Source organism: Bacillus licheniformis DSM 13 = ATCC 14580 (assembly GCF_000011645.1).
Classification (GTDB): Bacteria; Bacillota; Bacilli; order Bacillales; family Bacillaceae; genus Bacillus; species Bacillus licheniformis.
The window spans coordinates 228,876-244,962 of record NC_006270.3 but is presented as its reverse complement, the minus strand read 5'-3'; the positions used below and the strand labels follow the sequence as shown (position 1 = coordinate 244,962).

The window sequence follows — 16,087 nt, the reverse complement described above, 5'->3', positions numbered from 1 at the left end:
GTGTTTGTTAAAACGGGCGATCCCGTTTTCATCGGTTTTCCCAAAATTCCCGCACCAATTGATTAGTGAAACATACTCCATTGCTTTATTAGCCGTTGTCTCCTCCATATCCTCTTTTTTGGTTTCAGACCGCCGCCGCGCTTTTATTAAATAATATTCCCGTTTTTTAGGCAGACTACCTGAATAAAGGAGGCAGGTCATATGAAATTAAGCAGCAAACTCATCCTTGGATTAACGGTTTCATCACTCGCCGGCAAGTTTCTTGAAAAGTTGCTGATTCAAGATAATGTCAGCCCCAATATCACGGCGTCATTTAATCAAGAAGCAGATATTCCGGACATTGATGCGTCCTCTTACATCCATCATTTCGCCTCGGTCATCGGCAGTGTGGTCATCGGGCGCAACGTTTTCATCGGGCCTTTCTCTTCGATCAGAGGAGACGTGGGATTAAAAATCTTCATCAGCCATGACTGCAATATCCAGGACGGAGTTGTCTTGCACGGATTGAAAAACTATGAATACAACAGCCCTGTTACTGAACATTCCGTTTTTAAGGACCGTGAATCGTATTCCATTTACATAGGCGAGAAAGTGTCACTCGCCCCGCAATGTCAAATTTACGGCCCCGTTCGAATTGACAAAAATGTTTTTGTCGGGATGCAAAGCCTTGTTTTTGATGCCTATATCCAGGAGGATACGGTGATCGAACCGGGAGCAAAAATAATCGGTGTTACAATCCCCCCAAAACGATTTGTCTCGGCGGGTCGTGTGATTTCAAACCAGGAAGATGCCAACCGGCTGCCAGAAATAACCGATTCCTATCCATATCATGATCTCAACTCCAAAATGACATCCGTCAACCTTGAATTGGCAAAAGGCTACAAAAAGGAAGAAAGACAATGGAAACTGTGAAAGAAATTTTGGTTGTCTACGGGCGAATCATTACCATCCTTCCGCTTTTATTGGTTGTCACATTGTTCATGGGAAAACGCTCAATCGGAGAAATGCCTGTGTTTGATTTTTTAATCATTATTACATTGGGTGCCGTTGTCGGAGCGGACATAGCCGATCCGAAGATTGAACATTTGCATACCGCCGCTGCGGTGGCTGCGATTGCCCTATTGCAAAGACTCGCTTCAAATCTCATGATCAAATACCGAACGCTGGGACGTCTAATTACATTTGAACCGACCATCGTCATCAAAAACGGAACGTTTATCGTCGGCAATCTGAAACGAATCAAATATTCAGTGGATAATATTCTGCAAATGCTTCGGGAAAAAGACGTTTTCAATGTCAGCGACGTAGAAATGGCGTTTGTAGAGGCGAACGGAAATTTAACGGTATACAAAAAGCCAAATAAAATGGAAATCACAGCTGAAGATATGGGAATTCAAAAAAGCAGCGGCGAATTTTCATATCCGGTCATCGTTGACGGAAAAGTGTACACGTCTGTCCTTCAGCAATTGAATGTAACAGAAAGCTGGCTCAAAAACCAGCTGAAGAAGAAAGGGCTTGAACGAATGGATGAAATCTTTTTCGCTTCGGTTAATCAAAACCATGAACTGCATGTTTCGCTCGATAATCAAACGACGAAAATTGAGCCGGAGCTTTTGCATTAAAAAGCTCCGGCGTGTTTTAAATTCCGCCGGAACTGCCTTTTTTCATCCGCCGCTTTCGGGACAGAAATCGTTGTGAATCATATAATATTCGAACACCCGCTGCAGCCACTCTTCTTCTTCTTTTGTAAATGGTGAAGGAAATTTCTCTGCCAGCTGCCGCGATTCTATTGTCTCCATCTGTCCTAAAGCCGACAGCACGCCCTCTCCGACAAACTCCAAACTCGTCTTCATATACCGGTCTGCCATGTCCTGCACCTCGGGGTCATCAACCGGTTTTCCCATGAGCCGCTTGGCTTCCTTAGATAAACGAACATACTCTTGATCCAATTTGGCCATCTCTTCCTCTGATTTGCCGAATACATCATCGGCAAAACTTTTAGACACCTGCTGTTCAAGCCATTCGCGCTGCTCCTTCTCCGTCTGGATGCTGTTCAGCAGGCTCATGAAAACAGAACTGTCGATTTCCTCTTCCTCTTCCAGAAGACCGATCGTCCTGTCGATCGCTTTCAGCCCTGTTTCAATATGCTCCTTCCTCTCCTCCAGCACCCTTTTCTGCTCCTGCAGCGCCTCAATCAGACCAGCATCGAAGCATGCATCCTTCATGAAAGCGCGAATTTGTTCAAGGCTGTACCCCAGAAACTTAAAACATATGATCTTCTGCAAATCTTTCGCATCTCTGTCTGTGTAGAGACGGCGGCCGGTTCCCGTCTCTTTTTCAGGTTTCAACAGGCCGATTTCATCGTAATAATGGAGCGTCCGAATGGATGTCCCTGTCATTTCTGAGAAAACACCGATTGAATAATACTCATCTTTTTTCATAAGAGTCACCTCCAACTGACGATTCATATCCATCATAAAGCCTCACGCTGCTGGAGGTGCAAGCTTATTTGTTCAAAAATCGTACGATGCTGCGCAGATTCCTCAAAAGCAACTTCAGTTTTTAATCCGGAGCAGATTCGTCGATCAAGTTCTGCAAGTCTTTTTTTACAGTCCCCGCATCCGTTCCAATCACAATTTGAATATGATGCCGATCAATTATGATCACACCGTGCGCCCCCAATCGCTTTAATTGGGCTTCATCCGCCAATGACGTGTCTTTTAATTTCAGTCGCAAACGGGTAATACAGTTTTCACAAGTGACGACATTCTCACGGCCGCCCATATACTTGAGAATACCTGCCGCCATAGACTGCTGCAGCCGGTCTCCTTCAGGTGTTTCCTGCTCCCTTCCGATCACCGGAACGTTTCGCTTTATAATCACAAAGTAAAACGTAACATAATAGAGCGCGAAAAAAGCAACGCCCACCGGTATGATCAATAATCCGCCGTCTGACAAATTAAGATTCAGCAAATAATCGATGGCGCCCGCTCCCCATGAGAAGCCGTGACGAATCCCCAGCAAACAGAGCACCGCTCCGGCAAGTCCCGTATAGACCGAGTGAAGAAAATACAATAAAGGCGAAGTAAATAAAAACGTGAATTCAACCGGTTCCGTAATCCCGGTGATCAGCGATGTGGCTGCTCCGGAAGACATGAGTGCTTTCGTTTCTTTTTTTCTCGTTCTGGCTGCATGCGCTATTGCCAAAGCGATCGCCGGAATGCCGAACATCATCGTGATAAAAAACCCGCCGAGAAAGTAGCCGGCTGTCGGGTCTCCATTCAAAAACCGTGTAATTTCCCCTGTCACCGCTTCTCCGGATGCCGTCTCATAGCGCCCAAGCCCAAAATATATATACGTATTCATGACATGGTGAAGTCCGAACGGAAGCAAAAACCGGTTCAGAAATCCGAACACAAAAACACCGAAAGCGCCAAGACCAACAAGCGACTGGCTAAAAGCGTCGATCGCCGCCTCTGCGTAAGGCCAGACGACCGAAAAAAACCCTGCCACCGGAATCGTCACCAATACGATCATTGTAATCGGAAACTTCTCTCCGCCAAAAAAAGAAAACATGCTTGGCAGTCTTGCATGTTGAAATTGATTATAAATGAAAGCCGCCATCAGGCCGGCGAGCACCCCGCCGAAGACGCTCATATCAAGGTCCGGATTCAAGATGCCGATCCCCTCTTTTAACACGGTTATCGCCAAATATCCTGTCAGCGCAGGAATCCCTTTATCTTTTGAACGGGCAAAGCCCATGGCGATGCCGATCGCGATCAGGACATCCATATTGTTCAAAATCACGCCTGACGCTTGAAAAAGCGGTATATCCAGCATATCCTCCGCAGAAAGCCGCAGCAGCAGCCCGGCGATCGGAAGAACGGTAATCGGAATCAGCAAAGACTTTCCAAGCAGCTGAAGTATATGTTTCATTCCGGCATTCTCCTTATGTCAAATTCCTAAATGATACAAGCTGGACATCCGCAAGCTTGTTCAAGCGGATGACAACGTCCGGATCGGTTAAAAACTCAAGTTCATCGACTCTTGGATAAGTATATGAAGAGTTCGTCAAAAGCTCCTTATCGAGGTATGCCGGGTGGGTCATGACCTCCACGGTATTATGTTTTTCAAACAGTTCAGAGACGGCTTCTTCACCCTTTAAGGCCGCTTCAAGGACAGGTGAGAAAGAGTCTGTCGTTTTCACTCCTTTTTCCGTTATTATGGCGCTCTCCATATTACGTCTGACAGGCAGGCGATACTCCTTGGCGAGCGACAAAAATACGTCAGAGATGCCCGGATAAGCATTGATGTGATGGTGGCTGTCCAAATGATCGGGTTTCAAGCCCATGTTGATGCATGTTTCAATCTGCGTTTTCCACTCGCGGTATACTTCATCGGCATCTATTGTAAAAGCACCTTGATAAAATGCGAGATTGCGAAAACTTCCCTTTGAATCGACAATCGTCCGGTGGTCAGACAAAAGCGGCCTTCCGCAGGTCAGCACCAAATGTACGCCGATCCCAAGTCCGGGCGATTCGCGAGCCAGCCGGGCCGCGTGACCAGCGCCCGGCATATTCGTCATAAAGGTCGCTGATGTTAAAATTCCGAGCTTATAGGCATCAATAATTCCGTAGTTCACACCTCTTGAATATCCAAAATCATCAGCATTGATAATCAGTTTTTTCATCGATCCGATACCCCTTATCTGTTTTTTTAAAAAAGTATGCGGCGGCATACGGTTTTACCCTAAATAGAAAACGACAAAAGTGACTGGTGAAAACTGATGATTGGTAGATTGACAAAAACCTCCCGAGTCTTTTAAACTATTTTTCATATATTTTAAAAAACTCTAAAAAAGGAGGCCGGGGTCTCGAACGACAGAGCCTCAACAATGAGATGACAAATCCGATCCGAACTTCTTTACAACAATTTTCTGTCATTATACTTGACGGCGCGATGGCCACCGAGCTTGAACGGTACGGCTGTGATTTGAACGATAGCCTGTGGTCTGCGAAAATTCTCATCGAAAACCCCGAGCTTATCAAACAAGTCCATCTGGATTATTTCCGTGCGGGCGCCGATTGCGCGATTACAGCCAGCTATCAGTCGACGGTTGAGGGTTTCACAAAACGCGGCCTTAGCGAACAAGAAGCGCTCCACCTCATCCGGGAGTCTGTCCGTCTTGCTGCAGAAGCACGCGATGAATTCTGGGCGGCTCCGGAAAACCGCGAAGGCCGGCCTAAACCGTTTGTAGCAGCTTCAGTAGGCCCTTACGGCGCCTTTTTAGCGGATGGTTCCGAATATCAGGGAAATTATGGCGTCACAGAAGATGAATTGGCCGATTTTCACAGGCGGAGAATGGGCGCTTTAATCGAAGCAGGCGCCGATATTTTGGCATGTGAGACAATACCGTGCCTTTCAGAAGCAAAAGCTATCGTTCATTTATTAAAAGAGTTCCCGGATACACATGCGTGGATCAGTTTCAGCGCTAAAGACGGACGCCATATCAGCGACGGTACGAAAGCCGGCGAATGCGCGAAGTGGCTCGATCAGCATGACCAGGTTGCGGCAGTAGGAGTAAACTGTACGCGGCTGGAGCATGTCTCTTCGCTCATCGGCGGCATCAAAAAGCATACAGCTAAACCGATTATCGTCTATCCAAATTCCGGTGAACAGTATGACCCGGAAACGAAAACATGGCATGGCGCGGCATGTAAAGCTTCTTTCGGAGAAAGCGCCCGCAGCTGGTATAACCAAGGGGCACAGCTGATCGGCGGCTGCTGCAGAACAACGCCTGAGGACATCAAAGCCGTCGCCGCCTGGGCGAGAAAGCTGGAGGTATAATGGAACAGTCAAACACCAATCGCCAGAACTTTCAAAGAAAAATGCAAACGAGACACCTTATCATGCTTTCCTTAGGAGGCGTTATCGGCACGGGCCTTTTCTTAAGTTCCGGTTATACGATCTCACAGGCTGGTCCTGCCGGAACGATTCTAGCCTACTTGGCCGGGGCTCTGATCGTCTACCTTGTCATGCTCTGCCTCGGCGAATTATCGGTCGCCATGCCTGTCACCGGATCGTTTCATATGTACGCCTCCAGATTCATCGGGCCGGGCACCGGATTCACCGTCGCCTGGCTATACTGGCTGACCTGGGCTGTCGCGCTCGGTTCGGAATTTACCGCTGCCGGGTTATTAATGCAGCGCTGGTTCCCCGATACTTCAGTCTGGATGTGGAGCGCGGTATTCGCTGCACTGATTTTCGCGCTCAATGCTGTCTCAGTGAGATTTTTCGCCGAATCCGAATTTTGGTTTTCAAGCATTAAAGTGCTTGCCATTATATTGTTTATTATATTAGGAGGAGCGGCGATATTCGGCATCATCCCGATACAAAATGCAGACGCTGCACCGCTTCTTTCAAACTTTGCAGGAGAAGGCGGTCTCTTTCCAAACGGCTTCCTTCCAATTTTTATGGCGATGCTCTCCGTGAATTTTGCGTTTTCGGGTACGGAGCTGATCGGAATTGCCGCCGGAGAAAGCGCCGAACCGGAAAAGAACATTCCAAAAGCGATCAAGACAACACTCTGGAGACTGGTGCTTTTCTTCATCGGAACGATTTTCGTGCTTTCGTGCCTCATTCCGGTTAAAGAAGCCGGTGTGATCAAAAGCCCATTTGTCGACGTCTTTGACCGCATCGGTGTTCCATATGCGGCCGACATCATGAACTTTGTAATTCTGACGGCTCTGCTTTCCGCGGCCAACTCAGGCTTGTATGCATGCTCCCGGATGCTCTGGTCACTGTCAAAAGAAAAAACTTTGCACCCCGTATTTCAAAAGCTGACTTCACGGGGAATCCCGTTGAACGCGCTGATCTTCAGCATGCTCGGCGGCATTCTGTCGCTGCTCTCCAGCGTGTTTGCGCCTGATTCCGTCTACATCGTTCTTGTGTCGATTTCAGGGTTTGCCGTTGTTGCTGTCTGGATGAGCATTGCGGCTTCGCAGTTCATGTTCCGCAGACGCTTTTTGGCTGAGGGAAACACCGCAGACGACTTAAAATACCGGACACCGCTTTATCCGGCCGTACCGATTGCCGCTTTTCTGCTATGCCTGGCATCCTGCATTGGCATTGCCTTTGATCCGAACCAAAGGATCGCCCTTTTTTGCGGTGTGCCGTTTATGGCGTTATGCTATACCATCTATTATGCAACAAACCGAAAAAATAGCTGGAATCCGTCTGAGCCCGTTAAGAATGCAAGTTTGCATGTTTCATTTTCTGAATACGAGGAAAAGAAAAACTAAAATCCCGTATAAAGGAGCGAATGGTTATGGAACATGTGAAAGCCCTTGCCATCAAAGGCATCATGACGATTGTGATTCTGTACCTTGTTCTAGGGCTCGGGTTTAGTTTTAGTTTTGAAAACACCCTATTCATCACGATTGTTCTTGGCGCAGTATCCTATTTGCTGGGTGATTTGTTTATTCTGCCGAAAACCAACAACATCACGGCCACTTTAGCCGATTTAGGCGTCGCTTTTCTTGTCGTTTGGCTGATGGCTCTTGCGATGGGAACGGCTGCCAACACCGCTGCATTGGCCGCGTTTTTTGCAGCTGTCGCTATGGCGATCGGTGAATACATTTTCCATTTTTACTTGATGAATAAAGGCCTTGGCTCGCCCAACCGCAGAATGGAAACGAGAACGGAATAACAATAAAAAAAGAACGTCCAGTTGGCTGGACGTTTCTTAATTTTGGATAGAGATTTTCCCAATACGGCCGCACTCTTCTGCAAACCAGATCGAATGGGCTGATCCGGCCGCTATCCCGTGCGGTTCAGAATCTGCCGTCGGGATTGGATATTCCGTAATATCCCCGTCGACTGTAATGCGGCCGATTTGACCCGCGCCCCATTCCGTAAACCACAGTGCTCCGTCACCGCCTGCGGCAATCGCGTGCGGGCGTGCATGCGCTGTCGGAAGCTGGTATTCGCTGATCTTTCCTGAGACCGTTATTCTCCCAATTTGATTTGCGTTTATTTCTGTAAACCATAAAGCCCCGTCCGGGCCGGCAGTGATCCCGACCGGGCCGGATTGTTCTTGGGGCAGCGGATACTCGCTGATGTCTCCATCTGCCGTTATTCGCCCGATGGAGCCGCTTTGGTTTTGTGTAAACCAGAGCGCGCCGTCTGCTCCCCTTGTAATAAATGACGGGAAGGCTCCTGGTTTGGGCAGTTTGTATTCTGTTATTTCGCCTGAAGAGGACAGCCTGCCGATTTGATGTCCGGCCATATCTGTATACCACATGGCGTCGTCACAGCCTGCAGCGATTCCAAACGGGGCAGCACCCGGTGGAAGAGCATACTCGGTTATTTTCCCTTGAGGCGTGATTTTGCCGATTTTCCCCGCTTTATACTCTGTAAACCAAAGCTCGCCGTCAATCCCGGACGTAATAATCGAGGCGCCTGCGCTCTCCGTCGGAATCGTATATTCGGTGATATCCCCGGACTCTGTGAGCATACCAATCCGGTTCCCCTTTTGTTCAGTAAACCAAATGCGCCCGTTTGCACATACTGTGATCCCGTACGGCCCCGATTCGGGGTCGGGAACCTGATATTCAGTCATGCGAATCTGCATGGATACCCTCCCTTCCTTTTTCCTGCAAGCTATTTTGCCCCAGGCATCTCTCATTTTTATGTTACCTCAGGGGGGAGCATGCAGTGAAACAAAAAATTCCATCAATATGAATTGTACAGGCTCACTCTAGTATCATAAAATGGTTTTAAAATATAACTTAATTTTCTATATGTGGTTCAATAAGGATTTAACTGCCGGTCTTATCATTTTAAAATATTTTTATATTATCGCCCTATCAATTCATTGCCGGCGGCATATTTTGTGTATAAAGGCAGCCGCTGTCTCAAGCGCGCCCAAAACCAAGTAAGAAGTGGATGTGTTCTGTATGTTTGAAGATGAGAGACTGAATCGCTTGATTTACCTTTATACCCCTCTTTATGCTGAGGATTTTCCGATCATTCTGTTCTGGATTCCAAAAAGCGGCTGCACGACGCTGAATCGCTGGTTCTTTTTCCAAAACGGTCTGCTTGAAGATGTCAATCGAAGATGCGCCGGAGAAGTTCACCACTACAGAAATGCGATCTATACGCAGAAGCCGAATTATGTGAAGGATCTTCTGACGGATTTAAGAGAGGGTAAAAAGGACACTTACAAGGTTGTACGCAACCCTTTTCGGAGAGCAGTCAGTTCCTTTCTGGCAGCGATTTGCTCCCCGAATTTTATTTGTCTGTTCAACAGTGATATAAACACAGGGCTTTCTTTCACGCAATTTTTGCATCATCTAAAAGATCTCGGGACGGATATCAATGCCATTGACCGACACCTTGGTCCCCAGTATATCGAAGGAGAAGAAGAGTTTGTCACCAATTATATTTACCTCGAGCAATTCAGCGCACAAATCAGAGAGATTGAAAACAAATACAAATTATTGAAATCTCCGTTATCACAGCTGTCACAATCACCGCACCATCTGTCAGACATTATGATTAAAAAAGGGAAGTTTGCTGACACCGTTTTGACTATGTCAACCTTCGACTGGGCGTTTCCGACTTTTGAGAGCTTTTACAATGACGAAACAAAAGAATTGGTGCACGACATTTTTGCGAAGGACTTTGAAGTGTACGGCTTTGATTCGAAGCATATCAAGTAAACCGGAACTCGGTCATCACATTACGATCTCCTTTCAATTCGATTACATTTTGGAAAATTGATTCCAAATGGTTTCTTTTTCAGAGACGATCGTTTAGAATGCCCACTAAAGGTCATTTTAAGATTCACTTCTGTTTGAAGAAAGGAGATATATCATGAAAAAAAGCATATCATCTCTCATGATCGGATTATTGGCTGTCGTGTTGGGCGCCTGCTCTTCAAATCATGATGATCAGCAATCCCAGGCCAGCGATCAAGCGAAAACCGCACAAAGCGGGCAGCAGGATCAGGAAAAGCAAATAAAAGCAATGCAGAAAAAGCTTGATCAGCAAAAGGTTGATGACACAAAAACAGTGGCTGTCGTAAACGATGAAAAGATCACAGGCAAGGACTATAACAGCGTATTATCAACCGCTCAAATGCAATATCAGCAAACAGGACAGGACCCGACTTCAAAAGATGCGGCGCAGCAAATCAAAAAGCAGGCGATCGACAGCCTGATCGGACAGGCATTAATTACGCAGGAAGCGGACAAAAAAGGCTACAAAGCATCTGAGAAAGAAATTGAAAAACAGCTGGACGAAAGCAAAAAGCAGTATAAAAACGAGCAAGATTTTGAGGAAGCGGTCAAAAAAGCAGGCTTAAACATGAACACGCTGAAAAGCGACATTGCCGACAGCATCAAAACAGAGAAATATATTGACAAAGAACTGCCGACAGATCAGGTTACAGACAAAGAAATCAAAGACTATTATGATCAATTTGCCGCACAGCAAAAAGACAGCGGACAGAAAAACACACCTGCGTTTGACGATGTCAAACAGCAAATCCAAGATATGCTCAAACAGCAAAAAAGACAGGAAAAACTCGGACAGCAGGTCGAAAAGCTTAAGAAAAGCGCCGATGTGAAAGTGGAAATTTAACAAAGTCAGCCATCCTGTAGCGGATGGCTGACTTCGTTTTATTTATTAATATCTTTTTTGGACAGATGGCCGTCTTTGATCACAGTCTCATTGATATTGCCTTTCGTAACGGCATACGGCTCAAGTAAAATCGCCGGTACTTTGGCTTTGCCGTTTTCGACGGTTGTATCGGTTTGAATCGCTTCGCCTTTCGCCGCTTGAACAGCCATTTCAGCGCTTTTTTTGGCAAGCGCGGGAATCGGTTTGTAAACGGTCATCGTCTGCGTACCGTTCACAATTCGTCGGACGCCTTGAATTTCCGCGTCCTGTCCGGACACCGGAATTTTCCCGGCCAGGCCCGCCTCCTGAAGCGCCTCGATCACCCCGCCAGCCGTACCGTCATTGGCGGCGATCACGGCGTCGATATCTCTCGTCTTGTTCAATGCTTTTTTCATGTTCTTTTTCGCTTCTTCTGGTAGCCAGTCTTTCGTATATTCGTCAAGCACGAGCTTGACTTTACCCTGCCGCTTCAACGGTTCGAGCACTTTCATGGCGCCGTTCCGGAATAAGACCGCATTGTTGTCAAGAGACGATCCGCCGATATATACGAAGTTTCCTTTCTTCGCTTTTTTTACAATCGCTTCCGCCTGCAGTTCCCCGACCTTTTCGTTATCAAATGAAACGTAATAATCAACATCCGCGTTTCGAATCAGCCGGTCATACGAAATCACTTTTACACCGGCGCTGTGCGCCTTTTTCACGATCTCCGCCGCGGCATCCGCATCTGCCGGTACAACAACAAGCACGTCGACGCCTTCGCTGATCAAGAGCTCGGCCTGCTGAATCTGAACTTCTTTATTTCCGTTAGCGGCAAGCGTCTTGACTTCCCCCCCGAGGTTTTTAACTTCTTTCTCGAACGCTTCTTTATCTTTGTACCAGCGTTCTTCCTTCAGCGTATCGATGGCAAAACCGACGTACAATTTGTCGGAGTCGGCAATCAGCTTTACTTTTTCTTCACGGTTGGCGCTTTTTTCAGCAGAATTGAATGAGCACCCGGCAACAGCTGTGAGGAGACTGAACAGCGCAAGTGCCAACAGCCCTCTTTTCACATATATCGACAACATTAAAACCCCCCATTCTGTATCGGCATCAGAGCTTAAACCGTTTGATCATCACATTCATCCGTTCAACCATCTCTCCCAGAAGCCTTGCGCTTTCGTCCATCTTTTCAATCGAGCCGCTTTGCTCATGTACGGACGCTGAAATTTCTTCAGAACCGGCCGCGCTTTCTTCGGAAATCGCCGCGATATGCTCGACCGAGCCGTTAATCTCCTCGCTTGAACGTCTGAAATGCGATAATGCCTCCGAAATGTCCGATACACGGCCAGCCATATCCGTCACTTTATTTTTAATCTCTGAAAAGTATCGGCCGGAAGTCTCAATCTGGTTTTTTCCTTTATGAACTTCTGAAAAACCGGTTTTTAAATCACCGGCCATGGAAGATGTTTCGGTTTGAATCGCCGTGACGATTTCGGTGATGCTGCCGACAGAGCTTTTCACTTCTTCAGCCAGTCTTTTCACCTCGCCGGCTACAACGGCAAACCCTTTTCCGGCGTCGCCGGCCCTTGCCGCTTCTATGGACGCGTTTAATGCGAGCAAATTCGTTTGTTCGGCCATACCTGTTATCATTTCGACAAGCTTGTGGATTGACTGTGTCTGTTCCTCCAGCACACTGACTTTTTCTACGGATGCTTCCATTACATGATTGATGACATTCATTTGCTCCAATGATTGAGCCATCTGTTTGTCGCCGTCGACAGACACGTGAAGCACTTCTTTTGAAAACCGGGCCAGCGTTTCGCCGCTTTCATGAGCGTGCTGAATTTGCCCGGTGAGCTCCTGTGTCTGCTCGGAAATATTAGCTGCTTCATTTGCCTGATTCGTGGCCCCGTTTGCCAATTCTTCAACGGTGACAGCGATCTGTTCGCTTCCTTCTCTGACATCAGCCGAGACGCTCGTAAACGTAAGACATTGCTTGTCGACTTCGGCTGCGATCCCTGATACTTCGACGATCATCTCACGCAGGCTTCCGCCCATATGATTCACCGCTTGCGAAAGCTGGCCGATTTCATCTTTTCCTTTGTAATCAAGGGCTTCAAAGTTCAAATGACCCTTTGCAATTTCTTCGCTTGCTGCCACAACACGCTTCAGATTTTTCTTGATCTGCCGGCTGACAATGATCAGGAGTCCCGCCGACACAATCGCCGAAATCAGAATTGAGACGCCTAAAATATAAATGGTTTTCGTCATATTGGATTGGGCTTGTCCAATTGACTCAACATTGGTTTTGACAGCGTTTTCTTTCAAGCTTTCGCCTAACGTCATCGTCTCCTCTTTGAGCTTGTTCGCTTTTTTCTGAAGGGTTAAAAATTTCTCGGTGTTGATTTGCTGCACGTTGGGAACAATTTCGCTGAAAAAGTACTCATCCAGTGAATGATTGTTTTCAATGATTTGATCGAACATGTCAAGCTGCTCATCCGAATGCAGCTCTTTTTTCAGCTTTTTGGCCGTATCGGCAAATTCCTGGCTGTACTTCATATAATCGGTCAGCTTTTCATCCTGGGCGTTTATGATGTACTCCGGAATGTGCAAATATTTATTTTGATATAGGGACATCAGCTTTGCCGACTGAACGGCCGTTTCATTTTTCGATTTCGTATCCTGAACCGTCTGGCTCGTATCTTTTAACAGACCATATGTAATCAAAACGGATGTTAAAAACGCTGTTAACATCACAAAGAAAATAATGCCGTATTTGCCGCCGATTGTGATATTGTTCCATCTTGGGCTTTTCACATTGCTCCCCCTTCTTCCAAACAAAGTAGTTTTTATTTATATCGGCGGCAGCTGATACTTTTTTACAAAAATATAGTGATAAAGACCTTGTTTACAAGAGTGGTTTTTTTCTCAAGAAGTCGCTAAAAATAAAATACGCCTTTGAATAGTTCAAAGGCGTATAAAACCGGGTTTATTCAAGCGACTCTATCGCCGCAATCACATCCGCTTCATGAAAAGATCCCATCAAACATAAAGATTCATCCGGACGCGCGGCATGGGCGGCGATGATCCGTTTGGCCGCTTCAATATTTTCTAAAATGCCCAAATCGCTAAGTCTTCTCGGAAAACCGAGCCCTTCATAAAAGGGAATCAGTTCGGCTATTTCATCTGTCCGCCCTTCTAAAGCAAGCTGCACCAGTATCCCGTAGGCTACCTTTTGGCCGTGCAGCACACGATGGGTTTCGGGGATGAACGTCAAGCCGTTGTGAATGGCATGGGCCCCGGCCATTCTGCCGTAGCGGCCCGCATATCCGCCTACTGTGCCTGCCAGCGCAATGACCGCTTCGAGGACATTTGTGAAAGCTGGGGAGGATTCGCCTTTTTCAAGGCTCTCTATGGCTTTCAGGCTTTCTGTCAACAAAATATCCCGAATATAGACAGACTGCCTCAGCCCTGTCTGAACCATGATAGAAAGCGAATCGGCCGTATTTCTGATGATCGCTTCTGCCTCATACCATTTCGCAAGCGTATCGCCGATTCCGCTTTTCACATAAGCGACCGGTGAAGAGAGAAGCAGCAGCGGATCGACCAGTGTCAAATAGCTGGAGCGCTTCTGATATTGGACGCCCGAAAAGTTACCTTCATCGTCATAGATGACGCTTAACGGCGTGCTTGCCGCACATGTTCCCGGGATCGTCGGAATCGTCATGACTTCAATGTTCAGCAAATCGGCGGCTGCCTTCGCTGTATCTAAGACGGTTCCCCCGCCTATTCCTATGATGACGTCTGCTGATTCTGCTTCCTCTGCTGCTTTTTTAATCTTATTTAGGGAACTGCAGCCCGTATGCTGAACGACTTTCCAATCGGCTGGAGGTGTCGTATAACGTGTAAAAGCTTTAAACGATTTAACCCCTGAAATGATGACAGGACGTTCGAATGCATTCGCAAATGACGGCAGTTCTTTCACGATCCCCTCTCTGCAAACGTATTGGTTTGGACCGCTTCTGACAATATCTTCAGGCTGCATATTTCCCCACTCCTTCTATTCTTTTCTAATATTTATCATCTCACTTTCTAACAAGATGTCAAACGATATCACAAACCGCTCAGCAAGGGGCAGTGCTTGGGATACACCTCACACTGCCTGAGGAAAAGTGGACAGCCGGTGTTTACAGAAAAGGATCAGAGCCTGCTCGCTTCTCTTGCACCGCTTATCGGCCGGCATCTTCAGCAATTCAGACACCATCTGCCAAAAAAAGACGTGTTTCACATGAAACATGTCGGAGGCATTCTGATTTTGTCGGAAGACCTGCAGCTCTTGTCATGCAATCGAGCGGCCCTCCATTGGCTGAACATCTTGCGCGGCTGGGAAAGCATCGGCAGCGAAGCCGTGCCGAGACCCGTCCGAGCCGTCTGCACGCGCGCAGCGGCTGAAACTACAGCTCCGGCAAAAACGGTCATCTCGATTCCAGGCCATTCCTGCCTATCCATTAAAGCGAGCCGTTTAGACGGATTTGGACCGTCAGGCCAGATCGCCGTTTCATTTGAGCCTGCTTCACCCGCAGAAACCATTCCGCTGATAGCGGAAGCCTACAGCCTGTCCGACCGGGAAAAAGACATCGCTTACCGGGTCATCCGCGGACTATCAACAAAAGCCATCGGAGACGAATTGCATATATCGGCTTACACTGTTCAAGACCACTTGAAATCGTTTTTTTTGAAGACGGGCGCAGGAAACCGGAGGGAGCTGATGTGGAAGCTGCTTGATGATGTGCTGGAGTGAGAATAAGGCGGGCGAAAACTGTTCTCACGTCCGATTCCCCAGATGAGACACGCAGTGTTATTCCCCGTGTCTTGTCTTGCGGGGATCAAGACCAGCCAATTCAGAGGATTTTGATGCCTCTGCTATCTTTTTCATCATTCCACCCCGTCCTGCTCATTTAACAGCTCGTCCAAACGCGCAACTGCATCCTGCTTTTCAAACGTGCTGAACCATAGGTCGTCATACGAATCCAAGATGCGGTAATGGTGAGAAATCAAGTTTTGCTGAAGGCGAAACTCTCCTTTTTTCTCAATGTCCCGCCACCACACCTTTCCGCCAAGCGTCTTCCCTTTTGGTCTGTCGATGCTTCGGTGAGCAACAGTCTCCACCACCTCAAGGGGCTCATCCCCGAGGACGGCCTGCAGCACTTCACTGTTCCGAAAAAGCGCGCATACCGCGACAACATGCGCCCAGCCCGCAGCCGACCTGCCCTTTTCGATTTGCACGAGCGTTTTCTTCGACATCCCGAGCACGTTCGCCATTTTCTCCTGCGTATAGCCGCTTTCCGCCCGGATTAATCTTAATTTGGATGAGATCAGTTCGGTTATGTATTCTTTATCCATGGAGAACCTCCATTGTAACTTT

General features: G+C 47.3%; 16 protein-coding genes. 8 read left to right on the top strand and 8 right to left on the bottom strand.

Features of this window, described 5'->3' with window-relative positions:
- The first annotated feature begins 201 nt into the window (after nucleotides 1–201).
- Together TRNA_RS22845 and TRNA_RS22840 are read left to right on the top strand one after the other, a co-directional pair.
- Nucleotides 202–912: a carbonic anhydrase gene (locus TRNA_RS22845; protein ID WP_003178564.1), complete on the top strand. Its 711-nt coding sequence runs from the start codon at nucleotides 202–204 to the stop codon at nucleotides 910–912.
- Nucleotides 900–1,622 carry a DUF421 domain-containing protein gene (locus tag TRNA_RS22840; RefSeq protein WP_009330291.1) on the top strand — a complete coding sequence of 241 codons (723 nt, stop codon included), beginning with the start codon at nucleotides 900–902 and terminating at the stop codon, nucleotides 1,620–1,622. The genes TRNA_RS22845 and TRNA_RS22840 overlap by 13 nt, the downstream gene beginning before the upstream one ends.
- Before the next feature lie 42 nt (nucleotides 1,623–1,664).
- On the opposite strand, the gene TRNA_RS22835 is transcribed toward TRNA_RS22840, so the two are convergent.
- The 3 genes from TRNA_RS22835 to chbG all read right to left on the bottom strand — a co-directional run bounded on the left by TRNA_RS22835 (nucleotide 1,665) and on the right by chbG (nucleotide 4,690).
- Complete coding sequence (locus TRNA_RS22835) at nucleotides 1,665–2,441, bottom strand: MerR family transcriptional regulator (protein ID WP_003178558.1); 777 nt, start codon at nucleotides 2,439–2,441, stop codon at nucleotides 1,665–1,667.
- Nucleotides 2,442–2,562: 121 nt separating this feature from the next.
- Nucleotides 2,563–3,936: a PTS transporter subunit EIIC gene (locus tag TRNA_RS22830; protein ID WP_011197506.1), complete on the bottom strand. Its 1,374-nt coding sequence runs from the start codon at nucleotides 3,934–3,936 to the stop codon at nucleotides 2,563–2,565.
- A 13-nt stretch (nucleotides 3,937–3,949) separates the two neighbouring features.
- Nucleotides 3,950–4,690: a chitin disaccharide deacetylase gene (chbG, locus tag TRNA_RS22825; protein ID WP_011197505.1), complete on the bottom strand. Its 741-nt coding sequence runs from the start codon at nucleotides 4,688–4,690 to the stop codon at nucleotides 3,950–3,952.
- A 209-nt stretch (nucleotides 4,691–4,899) separates the two neighbouring features.
- Between chbG and mmuM the strand changes: the two genes are divergently transcribed.
- The 3 genes from mmuM to TRNA_RS22810 are packed head-to-tail and all read left to right on the top strand — an operon-like array spanning nucleotide 4,900 to nucleotide 7,708.
- Nucleotides 4,900–5,847, top strand: coding sequence for a homocysteine S-methyltransferase (gene mmuM / locus TRNA_RS22820; protein ID WP_011197504.1), 948 nt, complete (start codon nucleotides 4,900–4,902; stop codon nucleotides 5,845–5,847).
- A complete protein-coding gene (mmuP, locus tag TRNA_RS22815) occupies nucleotides 5,847–7,301 on the top strand; it encodes an S-methylmethionine permease (protein WP_011197503.1) in 1,455 nt (484 codons plus the stop codon). Before mmuM ends, mmuP begins: the two co-directional genes overlap by 1 nt.
- A 26-nt stretch (nucleotides 7,302–7,327) precedes the next feature.
- Nucleotides 7,328–7,708 (top strand): DUF2512 family protein, encoded by a 381-nt coding sequence (locus TRNA_RS22810; protein WP_003178548.1) that lies wholly within the window; start codon nucleotides 7,328–7,330, stop codon nucleotides 7,706–7,708.
- Between the two features lie 36 nt (nucleotides 7,709–7,744).
- Here TRNA_RS22810 and TRNA_RS22805 read toward each other — a convergent pair whose 3' ends face one another.
- Complete coding sequence (locus tag TRNA_RS22805; RefSeq protein ID WP_011197502.1) at nucleotides 7,745–8,632, bottom strand: virginiamycin B lyase; 888 nt, start codon at nucleotides 8,630–8,632, stop codon at nucleotides 7,745–7,747.
- A gap of 325 nt (nucleotides 8,633–8,957) precedes the next feature.
- Here TRNA_RS22805 and TRNA_RS22800 point away from each other — a divergent pair, with 325 nt between their 5' ends.
- Entirely contained in the window at nucleotides 8,958–9,722 is a 765-nt protein-coding gene (locus TRNA_RS22800; protein WP_011197501.1) for a sulfotransferase family 2 domain-containing protein, read from the top strand.
- A 154-nt stretch (nucleotides 9,723–9,876) separates the two neighbouring features.
- The gene (locus TRNA_RS22795; protein ID WP_011197500.1) at nucleotides 9,877–10,644 is read left to right on the top strand and encodes a SurA N-terminal domain-containing protein; all 768 of its coding nucleotides are present in this window, start codon (nucleotides 9,877–9,879) and stop codon (nucleotides 10,642–10,644) included.
- A gap of 38 nt (nucleotides 10,645–10,682) precedes the next feature.
- On the opposite strand, the gene TRNA_RS22790 is transcribed toward TRNA_RS22795, so the two are convergent.
- The 3 genes from TRNA_RS22790 to TRNA_RS22780 all read right to left on the bottom strand — a co-directional run bounded on the left by TRNA_RS22790 (nucleotide 10,683) and on the right by TRNA_RS22780 (nucleotide 14,707).
- The gene (locus tag TRNA_RS22790; protein ID WP_003178540.1) at nucleotides 10,683–11,747 is read right to left on the bottom strand and encodes a sugar ABC transporter substrate-binding protein; all 1,065 of its coding nucleotides are present in this window, start codon (nucleotides 11,745–11,747) and stop codon (nucleotides 10,683–10,685) included.
- A 25-nt stretch (nucleotides 11,748–11,772) separates the two neighbouring features.
- Entirely contained in the window at nucleotides 11,773–13,479 is a 1,707-nt protein-coding gene (locus TRNA_RS22785) for a methyl-accepting chemotaxis protein (protein WP_009330297.1), read from the bottom strand.
- A 172-nt stretch (nucleotides 13,480–13,651) separates the two neighbouring features.
- Complete coding sequence (locus TRNA_RS22780; RefSeq protein ID WP_003178535.1) at nucleotides 13,652–14,707, bottom strand: iron-containing alcohol dehydrogenase family protein; 1,056 nt, start codon at nucleotides 14,705–14,707, stop codon at nucleotides 13,652–13,654.
- Nucleotides 14,708–14,845: 138 nt separating this feature from the next.
- Here TRNA_RS22780 and TRNA_RS22775 point away from each other — a divergent pair, with 138 nt between their 5' ends.
- Nucleotides 14,846–15,463, top strand: a complete 618-nt coding sequence (locus tag TRNA_RS22775) for a helix-turn-helix transcriptional regulator (protein WP_009330298.1) — start codon at nucleotides 14,846–14,848, stop codon at nucleotides 15,461–15,463.
- A gap of 134 nt (nucleotides 15,464–15,597) precedes the next feature.
- Here TRNA_RS22775 and TRNA_RS22770 read toward each other — a convergent pair whose 3' ends face one another.
- A complete protein-coding gene (locus tag TRNA_RS22770; RefSeq protein WP_003178531.1) occupies nucleotides 15,598–16,065 on the bottom strand; it encodes a helix-turn-helix transcriptional regulator in 468 nt (155 codons plus the stop codon).
- Nucleotides 16,066–16,087 lie beyond the last annotated feature (22 nt).